Here is a 15,188-nt window from a genome sequence, read left to right as displayed (position 1 = left end):
TCCACCCTACCCAAACCAGCCGGCTCCGCAGGGTGGGCAAGGCTCCGCTTGCCCACCCTGGATGGCATCAGGCTTCCACCAGACTCCACTGCTTGGAAAGCCGCTTGTCCGACACCGCCATCTTCGTTCCCAGCTGCTGGGCGAACAGCGACACCCGGTACTCCTCCAGCATCCAGCGATACAGGGTCAGGTTGGGGTCGCGCTTGCCTTCCTGGGCGTGCTTGGCGGCACGCGCCTGGTACTGCTCCCAGAGGCCGGCGAGTTCGCCGCTCCAGACGCGGTCGCGCTGCAGCTGGCCGCCGACCTTGTCGAGGCGCTGTTCGATGGCCTTGAGGTAGCGCGGGTATTCGCGCAGCCACTCGGCCGGGGTGTCGCGGACGAAGCCGGGCTGGATCAGCCGGGCGAGCTGGGCCTTGATGTCGTTGAGGGCGACGGCCTGGGCCAGGTCGATGCGGCCCTTGAAGCGTTTCTGCAGGTCGTGGCGCAGCTTGAGGATTTCCAGCACCAGCTTCGCCAGGCGCCCGGCCTGCTCGGCCCAGGCGCCGCGCTTGCGCTCGGCCAGCGCGGCCAGCGCGGCGCCGTCGCGGGGCAGCTGCGGCTCGCCGTCGAGGATGCAGGCATCGAGGCTGGCCAGCAGGATCTCCTCGACCAGGGCATCCGGCTTGCCCATGTCGCGATACAGCAGGCTGAGTTCGGTGAGGCCGGGCAGCTTGCCGCGCAGTTGCCTGGCCGGCTCGGCGAGCTGCTGCAGGAGCAGGCGCTGCAGGGCGCGACGGTGCTGGAAGTCGGCCTCGACCTGGGTGGAGAAGCGGTTCTCCTTCACCGTGCCGCCCTCCTCCAGCAGCGCCGGGAACACGGTCATGGACAGGCCGGCGATCTTCTGCTGGGTCTTTTCCGCCACCGGGGCGAAAGCCCTGGCCTCGACCGGAGCGGCCGCGGCCTTCTGCTGCGGAATGGCCAGGGCCGCCTGGCTGGCTTCGGCGAAACGGGCGGTCAGCTCGGCCAGGTCGCGGCCCTCGCCGAGGAACCTGCCGCGCGCATCGACCACCTCGAGGTTCATCTTCAGGTGGCTTTCGAGCTGCGCGGCGGCCTCGACCCAGGCCTCCTCGGGCACGCGGGCGCCGGTCATGCGCGTAAGCTCGCGGCCCAGCGCCTCGGGCAATGCGCCTTCGGCGAAGGCCAGCTTGGCCAGCGCCGCCCGGACGAAGTCCGGCACCGGCACGAAGTTCTTGCGGATCGCCTTGGGCAGGTTGCGCACCAGGGCCACGCACTTGGCCTCCAGCAGGCCCGGCACCAGCCAGTCGAGGCGTTCGGCCGGCAGTTGCGGCAACAGCGGCGCCGGCACGCGGACGGTCACGCCGTCGCGCGGATGGCCGGGCTCGAAGTGATAGGTCAAGGGCAGCTGCAGCTCGCCGAGGCGCAGGCTGTCCGGGTACTGCGCGGCGGTGACCTCGCTGGCCTCGCGGGCCAGCACGTCCTCCTCGCGCATGATCAGCAGCTGCGGGTCCCTGGCGCTCTCGCGCTTGTACCAGCTGTCGAAGCTGGCGGTCTGGTAGATGTCCGCCGGCAGGCGCGCCTCGTAGTAGGCGAACAGGGTTTCCTCGTCGGCGAGGATGTCGCGACGGCGCGCCTTGGCCTCCAGCTCGTCGAGCAGCTCGAGCAACTCGCGGTTGGCGGTCAGGCATTTGGCGCGGCTGGCGATCTCGCCACGCACCAGAGCCTCGCGGATGAACAGCTCGCGGGAAACCAGCGGGTCGACGGGGCCGTAGTGCACCGGGCGGCGGCCGACCACGATCAGCCCGTAGAGGGTGACCTGCTCGAAGGCGACGACCTGGCCGCGCTTCTTCTCCCAGTGCGGCTCCAGGTGGTTCTTCTTGACCAGATGACCGGCCAGCGGCTCGATCCACTCCGGGTCGATCTTCGCCACCATGCGGGCGAACAGCTTGGTGGTCTCGACCAGCTCGGCGGCCATTACCCAGACCGGCTTCTTGCGGCCAATCACGCTGGAAGGATGGATCCAGAAGCGCCGCTGGCGCGCGCCGAGGTAGTCGCCCTCCTCGGTCTTCTGGCCGATCTGGCTGAGCAGGCCGGAGAGGATCGCCTTGTGCACGGCGGCATAGTTCCTGGCCTTCTGAGCGGCTTCGCTGACCTCGACCTGCTGGCGGACGATGGCGTTGACCTTGTTGTCCTTGGTCGGGGCAATCTGTCCGGTGGAAAAGCCTTCGGCGTTTTCCACCCTACGGGAGTCGGATTTTGCGTAGGGTGGATGGTCGGAGCCATCCACCGCTTTGCCCAGGCCGAGCTTGAGTTCACGCACGATCAGCGCGAGCTGGCGGTGGGCGTCGCGCCATTCGCGCAGGCGCAGGTAGTTCAGGAAATTCTTCCGGCACCAGGAACGCAGCGCGTTGGCGCCCAGCGCCTGGCGCTGTTCCTCGAAGCCGCGCCAGAGGTTGATCAGCGCGGCGAAGTCGGAGTCCGGGTCCTTCCACTGGGCGTGGGCCTGGTCGGCGGCCTGCTGGCGCTCCACCGGGCGTTCGCGCACGTCCTGTACCGACAGCGCGCTGGCGACGACCAGCACCTCCTCCAGGCTGCCCTGCTGGGTGGCCTCCAGCAGCATGCGGCCGAGGCGCGGGTCCACCGGCAGGCGCGCCAGCTGGCGACCGAGCGGGGTGAGCTGGCCCTCGCGGCTGACCGCCGAGAGCTCCTGCAGCAGGTTGAAGCCGTCGCTGATCGCCTTGCCGTCCGGCGGCTCGATGAAGGGAAAGTCCTCGATGCTGCCCAGGCGCAGGTGGAGCATCTGCAGGATCACTGCGGCGAGGTTGGTGCGCAGGATCTCGGGGTCGGTGAATTCCGGGCGGGCGAGGAAGTCCTCCTCGCTGTAGAGACGCACGCAGATGCCCGGCTCGACCCGCCCGCAGCGACCCTTGCGCTGGTTGGCGCTGGCCTGGGAGACGGCCTCGATCGGCAGGCGCTGGACCTTGGCGCGGTAGCTGTAGCGGCTGATCCGTGCGGTGCCGCTGTCGATCACATAGCGGATGCCCGGCACGGTGAGCGAGGTTTCCGCGACGTTGGTCGCCAGCACGATCTTGCGCCCGGCCGCCGGGCGGAAGATCTTCTGCTGCTCGGCCGGGGTCAGCCGGGCGTAGAGCGGCAGGACTTCGGTGTGTTTCAGGTTGGCCTTGCGCAGCACCTCGGCGGCATCGCGGATCTCGCGCTCGCCGGGGAGGAACACCAGCACGTCGCCGGGGCGCTTGCCGACACTGCGCTCGTGGGCGGCGATCTCGTCGAGGGCAGCGAGGATGCCCTGGTCGACGGTCAGGTCGTCCTCGACCCGGTTGCCCTCCTCGTCCACTTCGGCGGCCAGCGGGCGGTACCAGGTGTCCACCGGGTAGGTGCGCCCGGACACTTCGACGATCGGCGCGTCATTGAAGTGCTTCGAGAAGCGCTCCAGGTCGATGGTCGCCGAGGTGATGATGACCTTGAGGTCGGGCCGACGCGGCAGCAGGGTCTTCAGGTAGCCGAGCAGGAAGTCGATGTTCAGGCTGCGCTCGTGGGCCTCGTCGACGATGATCGTGTCGTAGCGCTCCAGATAGCGGTCGTGCTGGGTCTCGGCGAGCAGGATGCCGTCGGTCATCAGCTTGATCAGGCTGCGCTCGTTGGACTGGTCCTCGAAGCGCACCTGGTAGCCGACCAGCTCGCCCAAGGGCGAACCGATCTCCTCCGCCACTCGGGTGGCCACGCTGCGCGCGGCCAGGCGCCGCGGCTGGGTGTGGCCGATCAGCCCGTGCACGCCGCGGCCGATCTCCAGGCAGATCTTCGGCAACTGGGTGGTCTTGCCCGAGCCGGTCTCGCCGGCGATCACCAGCACCTGGTGCTTCTCCAGCGCCGCCTTGATCTCCTCGCGCTTGGTGGCGATGGGCAGGCTGTCGTCGTAGCGCAGCGCCGGCACGCTGGCCCGCCGCGCCTCGACCTTGGCGCAGGAGGCCTGGAAACGCTCCAGCCACTGCGCCTGCCTGGCCTCATCCGGCTTCTTGCGCAGCTCGTGGACTTGGTGGCGCAGGCGGTGGCGGTCGGCGATCAGGGCGTGATCGAGGTTGTGCAGCAGCTGGTCGAAGGCGGGCGTTGCGTCGGTCATGGACAGCCGTGGGCGATTGCGGGAAAAGGCCGCGATTGTCGCAGATTTCGCCGGCGGGCCGTAGGCGTATGAGGTTCTGGCAGGGACGCCAGGGGTCCGCGCTCAGCGCGCGGCGCTGCGCTTGGCATCCTCCGACGCGTTGCTCCGGGCAAGCCAGACGTTGACGCTCTCGATGGTTTGCCCGGACAGCTTGCCGGCCCAGCGATTCAGGACCAGGAGATTGGTGATGAAGTCGTACTGGGCCTTCAACAGGTCGCGCCGCGCTTTGTACTCGTTCTGCACGTTGGTCAATACGTCGACTGCATTCACGACGCCGAAGCGGAAACCCTTCTCGGCGGCCTCCGTGGATTTTCTTGCCGACTCGAGCGCATTGCGCGTGGCACGTATCCTGTCCACGCTGGACTGGGTGGTGAGGTAGGCACTGGTGGTTTCCTTGAGCAGCTGACGGCGCATCGCCTCGAGCTCCTGCTCGGCCGAAGTCCGGTCACTGTGCAATGCCCTGACCCGCGCGGAGGTGGAGCCGCCGCTGTAGATGGGTACCTGCACGGCAATGCCGGCCGTGTAGTTGTCATAGCGCGATGTCAGGCTGTTGTCGTAGCCGGCATCGCTGCGCAGTGCCGACAGGTTGAGGCTGAGGGAGGGATAATGCCCGCCCTTGCCTTCCCGGATCGCGGCATCGGCCGCCGCGAGAGCGTCTTCCTTGGCCTTGAGCCCCGGGTTGGCGGCAATGGCGCGCTCGATCCAGACCTCCAGGGTTTCCCGGGGCGCCTGGAGCTCGATGTCTTCCCGGATGCGACTGAGCCTTTCCTGCACGGGGCGCCCGATGACTTCGGCAAGCTCCTCGCGGCTGAGGCGTACCTGGTTGCGTGCCTCGACCTCATCGGCAGCCAGCGAATCGACACGCGCCCTGAGGTCGAGGACGTCGGTGACCACTGCCATCTGCCTTTCATACAGCGCATTGATACGGTCCAGATTCTTCTGGGTCGCACGACGCTCGGCCATGACCAGCTCGAGTTCGTCGTCCGAGGCCAGGGCAACGAAGTAGCGCTGCGCAAGATCGATGGCCGCCTCCGCCTGGGCCTCCTCGGCTTCGGAGTCGCCTTGTCGGGCAAGGCTCTTGAATTTCTGATAGCTCTCCCAGGCGGCCTTGTTGTAGAGGTGCTGGCTCAAGGTGAGGGAGTAGCGCTCCGTATCGTAGGAGGAGCGGTCCGCATCGTCGTCACGGGTGGCGCGGCTGAAGACCGTGCTTGCCGAGACTTGCGGCAACAGTTCGCCCAGCGCCTCGCGCTGCCGTTCCCTGCCGGACTGGGCACGTGCATGGGCGGCCAGCACACGCGGATCCTCGAGGCGCGCCTCCCGGTACAACTGCAGCAGATCGGTAGCGTATTCCGAGGCCCGGATGCCCTGCTTGCGTGGCGCAGGCGACAGGGCCGACGCCGAATCGGCCCGTGGGGTTTCGGCCTGTACCGACACGCTCAACAGCGCCAGAAACACACAAGTCGCACGGCGCACGGTCACTCCTCGATCAGCGATCTGGCGAACACATCGGTGGCCGGCTGGATCAGGTACTGCAGCATGGTGCGCTTGCCAGTGTTGATGTAGACCTCGGCCGGCATGCCCGGCTGCAGCTTGAGACCGCCCAGACGCCGCGCGCCCTCTTCGGTCAGGCCGATACGGGTCAGGTAATAGGGCATGCCGGTCTTTTCATCAACGAAACGGTCGGCGGAAACCTGGAGGACCGTGCCCTCGACCACCGGGGTCGTGCTGCTGTTGAAACCGCTGAAGCGAATATCGGCGGACTTGCCGGCCTCGACCCGGTCGATATCGCTGGGCGAAACCTGGGCCTCGATGACCAGGTCGGAAATGGACGGCACGATGTCCAGCAAGGGCGTGCCCGGACTGATCACACCGCCGATGGTATGCACCGTCATGCCCAGGATCATGCCGTCCTCGGGGGCGCGGATCACCACGCGGCCCAGACGATCCTCAAGGGCGGATTTCTTTTCCTGCAAGTCGAAGACCTTGGTCTGCACCTCGGCCAGCTGGCCGACGACTTCGGCGTTGAAGTCCTTGTTGAGCTGCAGAATCTGCAGCTCGGTTTCATTGATCTGCAGATGGATCCTGGTGATTTCCGAGCGATGGTCGGCCACCTCGGCACGTATCTTGTCGAGATTGCGCTCCTGCTCCAGCAGGCGCTGCTTGTCGACGAAGCCTTCGGCAAGCAGCTCCCTCAGTTCGCCGATTTCCTTGGCGAAGGAGTTTTCCAGCCGGCCTTTGGTATGGATCATTCCCTTCAGGCCATTGATCTGCTCGTGCAACTGGCCGATGCGTTTCTCCAGCACCGCGACCTCCCCCAGACGGGAATTGCGGCGGGCCGTGAAGACCTGGGTTTCGCCATTGCGAGCCTCGCGGGCGCGCGGACTGTCCACTTCGAGCATGCTGGAGAAGTCGATGCTTTCCCGATCGTCGCGTTCGGCACGCAGCCGGGCCTCCATGGCCTGCGCCGCGATCAGCTGGCTGCGGGTCACCTCGCTTTCGGCGCGAATCTGGGTTTCGTCGAGAATGATCAGCGGATCGCCGACCTTGACCATATCGCCATCGCGCGCACGCAGTTCCTTGACGATCCCGCCTTCGAGGTGCTGCACGGTCTTGCGGTAGGTCTGTACGGTCACCACCCCCGGGGCCAGGGCCGCACTGTCCAGAGGCGCGACGGCGGCCCAGGTGCCGAAGATGCCGAAGGTGACGAAAACGATCAGAAAGCCCACGGCCCGTACAGCATGGTCGGAGGTCGGCAGATCGGACAGTGCGGGAGCCTCGCGGCCAATACTTGCATCGGTCATGTGCGTCTCCCTGCTCAAGCCTGACCGGCCTGGACGGCATCGGGCACCGACTTGGCGGGCTGCCTGGCCGGATCGGCCTGCTGCTGGGCAGCGAGCTTGGCGAGTACCTTGTCGCGCGGACCGTACAGCGAGACGGCACCCTCATGCATCACCAGCAGAGAGTCCAGCTGGGCCAGAATGCTGGTCCGGTGGGTAATGACGAAAATGGTCGCGCCGCTCGCCTTGACCTGCCGGAGGGCATTGGCCAGGGCGCGCTCGCCCACGTCGTCCAGATTGGAGTTCGGCTCGTCGAGGACCAGCAGGCGTGGCTGACCGTAGAGGGCGCGGGCGAGCCCGATGCGCTGGCGCTGACCGCCGGAGAGATTGACCCCCTCGCTGCCGATCACGGTGTCGTAGCCCTCCGGCAGCTGCAGGATCATCTCGTGCACGCCGGCCGCTCTGGCAGCCTGGATCACCTTGTCCGGCTCGACTTCGCCGAAGCGGGCAATGTTCTCGCTGATGCTGCCCTCGAAGAGCTCGATATCCTGGGGCAGATAGCCGATATGCGGCCCAAGCTCCCGCTTGTCCCAGTTGTTGATGTCGGCGCCGTCCAGGCGCACCACGCCATGCTGGGGAGCCCAGACACCGAGCAGCGCCCTGGCCAGGGTGGACTTGCCCGAGGCGCTCGGGCCGATGATGCCGACGACCGCGCCGGCCGGCACGACAAAGCCGATGTTCTTGAGAATCGGCGTCTTCGAGCCGGGCGCACTGACGATCAGGTTTTCCACCTGGACATGCCCCTCGGGCGCCGGTAGCGACATGCGCGCCTGTTCGGACTTCTGCCAATCGAGGATCTCGTTGAGACGGGCATACTGCGAGCGGGCGCTGACGAAACCCTTCCAGCCGCCGATCATCATGTCGATCGGCGCCAGCGCCCGCCCCAGGAGAAGAGAGCCGGCAATCATGGCCCCCGGATTGATTTCCTGTTGAATGGCCAGATAGGCGCCCGCGCCGAGAATCAGCGACTGGACAAGCATTCGGAAGGTTTTCGAGAGGGAGGTGATGAGGCCGCCCTTGTCGCTGGCGACCGACTGCAAGCGAAGAGCCTCTTTCTGGCGCACGCTCCAACGGGCCATGAGGTTGTGGAGCATACCCATGGACTGGATCACTTCGGCGTTGCGCAGGCTCTTGGTGGTATGAAGGCTGGTGGCGATATTCTGCCGGTTGGCCTCCGCCAGGGCCTTGCCGGTGAGCCGTTCGTTCAACAGCGCCAGGCAAAGCAGCACGATCGCACTGGCAATCGCGATCCAGCCGTACCAGGGATGGAAGAAGAACATGACCCCGATATAGACCGGCAACCAGGGGGCATCGAAAAACGCGAAGAGGCCGCTTCCGGTCAGAAATTGACGCAGGCCGGTCAGATCGCTGAGCGGCTGTGCGGAGGCATCCATTCCGCCACTGTCGAGCGCCCGCTTGAAGCTCGCCCGATAGACATCGGGTCCCAGCAGCGCATCGAGCCTGCCGCTGATACGGACCATGAGGCGCGAGCGTGTCCACTCCAGCCCCCCCATGGCCAGCATGAGAGCGCTCATGATCAGGGTGAGCATCAGCAGCGTGGTTGTGCTCCCGCTGGTCAGGACCCGGCCATAGACCTGGAGCATGTAAAAGGAAGGGACCAGCATCAGCGCATTGACGAAGAAACTGAAGAAGCCGACCGAAAGGAAGCTGCCTCTGCAGAGCTTGAGGGCAGCCTGCAGGCTGTTCTCACGTACATTGCGCATACTGCGTCGCCCGGGGGATGCCAAAACAAAGGCCGCACGTTATCACATACGATTCGAGCATCCCACGATGGCAGAACGCCGTGAGTCGGCCCCCGGCTTCTCCGCCGGAGCGTCCTGGACATCGCCCGAAACGGTGCGGCGGATGGAGAACAGGATGAAGGATTCTCACCTCATCCAGCGCAAGCGGCTCGCCAGCGGACAAACCCTGAGATTCTCAGTCACATTGTTTGCGCTGTCGTACCTGTGGATGGCACGAAAACATCTGCTGGTTACAGGGGAAGTACGTCCGTAATGTGGGGAATCTCCCCGGCAAAGCGCCCCTTCAAGGGTAAAACCTGGATTTGCAAAGAGGTATCGGCCTGAACTCCCACGAAGCTGCCGTTTTTTTGAGCAATCGAGCGCTTAGGCAGGAAATGTCGGGGCTAATTCAGACCCTCCTAAAAAAATTTATTGCTTGTTACAATAAACGCACCAAGGAACATATATACCTGTAGAAACAAACAGATGAATTCATATATGAATTTTGCAAATAAATGCGTTACAGCTCTGATTCTTACCGTTCTTTTTTATGGATTCTCATATTTACTGGGAAGGTCGGTATGGCTTGACGAAGCAGCTCTAATTAAAAACATATTTCACATTGAATCAATTTTAGATTTTTTTGGACCTCTGCCCCATTACAACCAAGCTCAACCTGGAATAGTGTCCGTGCTAATGTGGATATCTTCTTCTTTCTCAAAAGAAGTTGAGTTCATGCGTTTTTCTATTTTGTTTTTCTCAATACTTATAGCCACCCCAATATTAATTATTTTTGATAAATACAGAGCTGGAAATACAATATTCCTTGCATCTATATCTTGCTTTTTCTTTCAAGTTGGCTACTTCCTTACCGAAATAAAGCACTATGCATTTGAGATATCTGCAGTATTTTTTACAATATACCTGATGCACTCATACCGATCCCACAAAAATATATACATATTACCAATAATTGCCATCGCAAGCTTTCTTGGCTTTTCAACAATAATACCTTGCGCAATAACAATGGCAATGATTGCCGTAAGCGCAATCACAGATAAATCGTTTTTTGCGTCACCAAAAAAGAACTCGATCACTGCACTGCTGTCTGGAATCATAATTCTAATTTCATTTACCAACATGAAGGCAATATCTTCACAGCAAATAAATGGATTCCCTGACGTGTACGAAAGCAAAGGCATCATTGCTGATGCTGAGATTTTTAAAATACTGCTACTGCAGGTGTACGGCATTGGACTACTTATCATCTCAGCATGCTGCAATGTTATTGCATTATTCGCAAAAAGAGACAGCTTCCTGTTTTATTTGAATATTTTCTTTTTGACAACAATATCAACCGTATTTGCAGGAAAGATTTTAGGTTTCTACCCTATTACATCAGCTCGTCATATAGTTTGGCTGACACCTATCAGTGCAACAATAAATGCATTAACAGTCATCTATACGCTAAGCCTCATGCGGCATTTAAAACTGACAGGAGTGCTTATTTTTTCATTTATTATTTATGAATTCGCAGGCGTTTCTTATGAAATTTTAAAGCAAAGAAAAGTAGAGGAGACAGACAATAACGGCCTTTATGGTTACATAGCCGGAATGCCCCCTTCGTTATTTGCTGTATACCATGTATCAAAGTATTCAGCAGAGGCATACCTTGACATTGATGAAAGAATCAAAAAACACCGATTTGAATGCATAGAGTATGCCGACTTCAGAAAATGCATGTCAGACAAAGGTATTAAAGATTTCTACCTTATCGTTTCTCATCAGCCATCGTTGACAACTGAAAACCTTGTCCCGGTGCTGAAGAACAGTGCTGATAATGTGCTTACCGCATTTAATGAGAATGGATGCCTTTATAACACTGCTTACTCATCAATGAATACCCAGCTTTTAAAGGTAAACTGCGGACTATCACTGCATTCAGAAAACAAATACTTGTTTACTCCTATTGCCAACGGATCACAATATGCAGTTAATCATCTAAACCTTATAGGAGAGACTGATTACTACCGTGTATCGGATGGAGACCCTTACATTGTATTCAATCTAACCAAGCCTGTACGCCCAGAGAGCATAGACCTAATGACATTTGATCTTTCGTGCCCAGATACACCTGATAATATTCCAATTCAAATATTCTGGAGAGACGAATTTTCAGGCTTCAGCGAAGCCAACAGTTACCACTTCGCAGCAGGCCAAGGTCATGTCTCAGTAAATACCGCAGATATTCGTGGATGGATTCACTCTGATGCAATCACAGAAATTCGAATTGACCTTGGGTACCCTATAGCATGCCAATCCGTATCAATCAAAAATGTTAAGCTTGGAATAAACAAATCATTACGCAGCATCGCCTCGATAGAAGACCTATCAAAAAACAGATAGGCATTTTTTATTGCTGCATTGGTTTTGCTGCGCTTAAAGCGCAGCAAAACCAATTATGAAATCAAGATATTAAATATACTTTAGCCCTAGAGCTAATTTCGTCGACTATAGATCACGCGGCCAGGCCGCATTGATCAGCTCAAAGTACCCAGCTCGGATCTGCCTCGCCTTGTAGACGTACCTCCTGCGGCGGTCGTTTCCCTAGCTGACATCCAATCATCAATAGGCATTCTTGTTAACGAACCCCTTGAACACAGTCAGGAAGATGATTTTCAGGTCCAGCCACAGCGACCAGTTGTCGATGTACCAGAGGTCGAACTCCACCCGCTTCTGCATCTTCTCCAGGGTATCCGTCTCGCCGCGATAGCCGCTGACCTGCGCCCAGCCGGTGATACCCGGCTTGACCTTGTGACGCTGCATGTAGGACTCGACCAGGTCCTTGTAGTACTCGTTGTGCGCCAGCGCATGGGGGCGCGGGCCGACGATGGACATGCGCCCCTGCAGCACGTTGAAGAACTGCGGCAGCTCGTCGAGGCTGGTACGGCGCAGGAAGGCGCCCAGCCGCGTGATACGGGCATCCTGGCGCGTGGCCTGGGTCACCTCACCACTCTCCTCCCGGTGCACCACCATCGAGCGGAACTTGTAGACCTTGAAGCGCTTGCCGTTGATGCCGGTGCGGTACTGCTTGAACAGCATCGGCCCCCGCGAGGTGAGCTTGACGGCCAGGCCGATCAGCACGCAAAGAGGCAGGATCAGCGCCATGATCGGGATGCCGACCAGCAGGTCCTCCAGTCGCTTGATCACCCGCGCCGGGCCGTCCATGGGGCTGCAGCTCAGGTCCAGAGTATAGAGGCCGGCGATATGACTGATCTTGTGGTTGAGCAGACGGATGTCGCCCCATTCGGGAATGAAGCGCACGGCCACCGTGTGGTGGCGCAACGCATAGAGAACCGAACGGACCGCGCCTCCCTCGCTCAACGGCAGGCAGAGCCAGACTTCGTGCACCCCAAGCGACTTCACCTGGGAGGCCAGGGTGTCCAGCCAGTCCTCGTCATGACCCAGCGGCAGGCTGTAGGCCACCTTGTAACCGTACTCCCCTAGCGCCAGGGTATTGCTCAGTTGCCTCGCACAGCCGCCTCCCGCATCCACGAGTAGCACGGTTTTCAGATTCCTGCCGGAGCCCCGCAGGCGCCGCAGTAACAGGAAGACGGAAAGGCGCAACAACACGCACAAGGTCCAGCTGCCCAGCAGCATGCTGACGAACCAGATGCGCGAATAGTCTTCGGACACCTTGAGCAGGAAGGACAGCGAAAACAGGATGCCGACCCCTGCGAGCCAAGCGGCGGACAGCACACCGCACTGGCGGCGGAACGGCTGGCCGCGCTGGGACCCGTAGACGCCTCCCAGCCCCAGGCAGAACAGGATGACGATACCGCTCAGAAAGGTCGCCGTGTTGTAGCGCCCCGGCATGTCGAAATCGCCGAAACGGAAATAGTGGGCCAGAAAACCCGCACCGACGATGATCGACAGATCCAGCAGTGCCACGAACAGGGCGACCGGATAACGCTCGGCAAAGGTGGGCTGGTAATGGGGGATGGAAGGCATATCCTTACTGAAAACTCCAACGGGACGGGACGACGCGCTGCGCATACTAATCCCTTGATAATAAAAGTGTGAGTCGTCCCCCTCCCTACTATTTCCCCAGCTCCATCAGCACGGCCCGCAACTCATCCCGCCAGTCGCTCGGCGCAATGCCATGGGCTTCGCGCAGCTTGCTGCAATCCAGCACCGACCAGGCCGGCCGCCTGGCCGGAGTGGGATACTGCGCCGTGGCGATGGCATGCACTACGGGCAGCCGCGGCAACAATCCCAGCTCGTGCGCCTGCCTGAAGATCTCCTGGGCAAAGTCGTGCCAGGTGCAGGCCGGCGTGCCGCTGTAGTGATAGAGCCCCCAGTGCAACGAACCCTGCTCCCGGTATTGCCGGGCCAGCGACCAGAGTGCCCGGGCGATGCTCGCCGCCGAGGTCGGGCAGCCCCGCTGGTCGGCCACCACCGACAACTCCTCGCGCTCGCGCCCGAGCCGCAGCATAGTCTTCACAAAATTATTGCCGTGGGCGCCGAACACCCAGCTGGTGCGCAGGATCATGGGACGGGAGCAGCCTGCCAGCAGCGCCTGCTCCCCGGCCAGCTTGCTCGCCCCGTAGACCCCGGTCGGCCCGGTGGCGTCCTGCTCCCGGTAAGGCTCGCTGGCATCCCCGGCGAACACGTAGTCGGTGGAGATGTGCAGAAGCGGGATGCCCAGTCGCTCCGCCGCCGCGGCGAGATTGGCCACACCGTCGCGGTTCACCGCAAAGGCGCGCTCCGGCTCGCTCTCGGCCTTGTCCACTGTGGTATAGGCCGCGGCATTGACGATCAGTTGCGGCCGCACCTGCTCCACCATCGCCGCCATCCGGTCGGCATTGGCGATGTCCAGCTCCGCCGAGCCCATGCCTACTGCTTCGAAGCCTTCGGGCGCCAGGCGCATCAGTTCGTGGCCGACCTGGCCGCGGGCGCCGGTAATCAATACACGCATGTGAATCCCCCCTCAGCTCTTGCCCAGCAGCTCGCGCAACGTCGGATTGGCCTGATCCTTCGCCGAGAGCTGCGGCGCTTCCAGCGGCCAGGGAATGTTCACGTCCGGATCGTTCCAGATCAGTCCGCCCTCATCCGCTGGAAAATACAGCTCGGTGCACTTGTACTGGAAGTCCGCCACCTCGCTGAGCACGCAGAAGCCATGGGCGTAGCCCGGCGGAATCCACAGCTGGCGGTGGTTCTCGTCGTTCAGCTCGACGCCGACGAACCGGCCACAGGTCGGCGACTGCGGATTTATATCCACCGCCACGTCATACACAGCGCCGCGGCCGACGCTGACCAGCTTGCCCTGCGGCCGGCTGCGCTGGAAATGCAACCCGCGCAGCACGCCACGCTGCGAGCGCGAATGGTTGTCCTGGACGAACGGTAGGTTGATACCGGCCTCGCGGTAACGCTCGACCTGGAAGGTTTCCAGGAAGAAGCCACGGTGATCGCCGAAAACCTTGGGCTCGATGATCAATACGCCGGGCAGTGCCGTTTCGATGACCTTCATTGCACAGCCTCCTGAGTCAGCAGGCGCTTGAGGTATTGACCATAGCCGGTCTTGCTCAGCGCATCGGCTTGACGGCGCAGTTGCTCGGCGGACAGCCAGCCCTGATTGAAGGCGATCTCTTCCAGGCAGGCAACCTTCAGTCCTTGGCGCGCCTCGATGGTCTGCACGAAATGGCTGGCCTCCATCAGCGAATCGTGGGTGCCGGTATCCAGCCAGGCGAAGCCGCGGCCGAGCAGGCTCACATGCAGATCGCCGCGCTGCAGGTAGGCATTGTTCACATCGGTGATCTCCAGCTCGCCACGGGAGGAAGGTTTCACCTGCCTGGCGATCTCCACCACGTCGTTGTCGTAGAAATACAGGCCGGTCACCGCGTAGCTGGATTTCGGCGCTTTGGGCTTCTCCTCGATGGAAACCGCCTTGCCCGACGCATCGAACTCCACCACACCGAAACGCTCGGGATCGGAGACGTGGTAACCGAATACCGTGGCACCCTGCTCGCGGCTCGCTGCCTCGCGCAGCATGGCGCTGAAACCATAGCCGTAGAAGATGTTGTCGCCGAGGATCAGGCACACGCTGCTGTCGCCGATGAACTCCTCGCCAATCAGGAAAGCCTGGGCCAGGCCGTCCGGGGAAGGCTGCTCGGCATAGCTCAACTGGATACCGAAGTCGGAACCGTCGCCCAGCAGCTTGCGGAAGTTGGGCAGATCGTCCGGCGTGGAAATCACCAGGATCTCGCGAATACCCGCCAGCATCAGCACCGACAGCGGGTAATAGATCATCGGCTTGTCGTAGATCGGCAGCAGCTGCTTGGAGACGCCGCGGGTGATGGGGTGTAGACGAGTGCCGGAGCCGCCGGCGAGGATGATGCCCTTCATTGGATACCTCAAGAATATTATTTATAAAAT

General features: G+C 61.2%; 9 protein-coding genes. 1 reads left to right on the top strand and 8 read right to left on the bottom strand.

Translation table 11 applies throughout. The features are described from left to right. Positions 1-67: 67 nt before the first annotated feature. From hrpA to ACG10_RS06810, 4 genes are all read right to left on the bottom strand, one after another. Positions 68-4,135, bottom strand: a complete 4,068-nt coding sequence (gene hrpA, locus ACG10_RS06825; RefSeq protein ID WP_089167645.1) for an ATP-dependent RNA helicase HrpA — start codon at positions 4,133-4,135, stop codon at positions 68-70. Positions 4,136-4,237: 102 nt separating this feature from the next. Beyond that, entirely contained in the window at positions 4,238-5,653 is a 1,416-nt protein-coding gene (locus tag ACG10_RS06820) for a TolC family outer membrane protein (RefSeq protein ID WP_089167644.1), read from the bottom strand. Next, entirely contained in the window at positions 5,650-6,975 is a 1,326-nt protein-coding gene (locus ACG10_RS06815; RefSeq protein ID WP_089167643.1) for an HlyD family type I secretion periplasmic adaptor subunit, read from the bottom strand. The genes ACG10_RS06820 and ACG10_RS06815 overlap by 4 nt, the downstream gene beginning before the upstream one ends. Before the next feature lie 14 nt (positions 6,976-6,989). Next, the gene (locus tag ACG10_RS06810; RefSeq protein WP_089167642.1) at positions 6,990-8,735 is read right to left on the bottom strand and encodes a type I secretion system permease/ATPase; all 1,746 of its coding nucleotides are present in this window, start codon (positions 8,733-8,735) and stop codon (positions 6,990-6,992) included. Between the two features lie 504 nt (positions 8,736-9,239). Between ACG10_RS06810 and ACG10_RS23565 the strand changes: the two genes are divergently transcribed. Then, a complete protein-coding gene (locus tag ACG10_RS23565; protein ID WP_157731385.1) occupies positions 9,240-11,159 on the top strand; it encodes a hypothetical protein in 1,920 nt (639 codons plus the stop codon). 219 nt (positions 11,160-11,378) lie between these two features. On the opposite strand, the gene ACG10_RS06805 is transcribed toward ACG10_RS23565, so the two are convergent. The 4 genes from ACG10_RS06805 to rfbA all read right to left on the bottom strand — a co-directional run bounded on the left by ACG10_RS06805 (position 11,379) and on the right by rfbA (position 15,158). Further along, entirely contained in the window at positions 11,379-12,764 is a 1,386-nt protein-coding gene (locus ACG10_RS06805; protein WP_089167641.1) for an undecaprenyl-phosphate glucose phosphotransferase, read from the bottom strand. Between the two features lie 88 nt (positions 12,765-12,852). Then, positions 12,853-13,731 carry a dTDP-4-dehydrorhamnose reductase gene (gene rfbD, locus ACG10_RS06800; protein ID WP_089167640.1) on the bottom strand — a complete coding sequence of 293 codons (879 nt, stop codon included), beginning with the start codon at positions 13,729-13,731 and terminating at the stop codon, positions 12,853-12,855. Positions 13,732-13,743: 12 nt separating this feature from the next. After that, positions 13,744-14,283, bottom strand: coding sequence for a dTDP-4-dehydrorhamnose 3,5-epimerase (gene rfbC, locus ACG10_RS06795; RefSeq protein ID WP_089167639.1), 540 nt, complete (start codon positions 14,281-14,283; stop codon positions 13,744-13,746). Then, the gene (rfbA, locus tag ACG10_RS06790; protein ID WP_089167638.1) at positions 14,280-15,158 is read right to left on the bottom strand and encodes a glucose-1-phosphate thymidylyltransferase RfbA; all 879 of its coding nucleotides are present in this window, start codon (positions 15,156-15,158) and stop codon (positions 14,280-14,282) included. Before rfbA ends, rfbC begins: the two co-directional genes overlap by 4 nt. Positions 15,159-15,188 lie beyond the last annotated feature (30 nt).

It is taken from the genome of Azotobacter chroococcum, from assembly GCF_002220155.1.
GTDB classification, from domain to species: Bacteria; Pseudomonadota; Gammaproteobacteria; order Pseudomonadales; family Pseudomonadaceae; genus Azotobacter; species Azotobacter chroococcum.
Note: the sequence above shows the minus strand (reverse complement) of the source record. Positions and strands in the feature narration are given on the sequence as shown.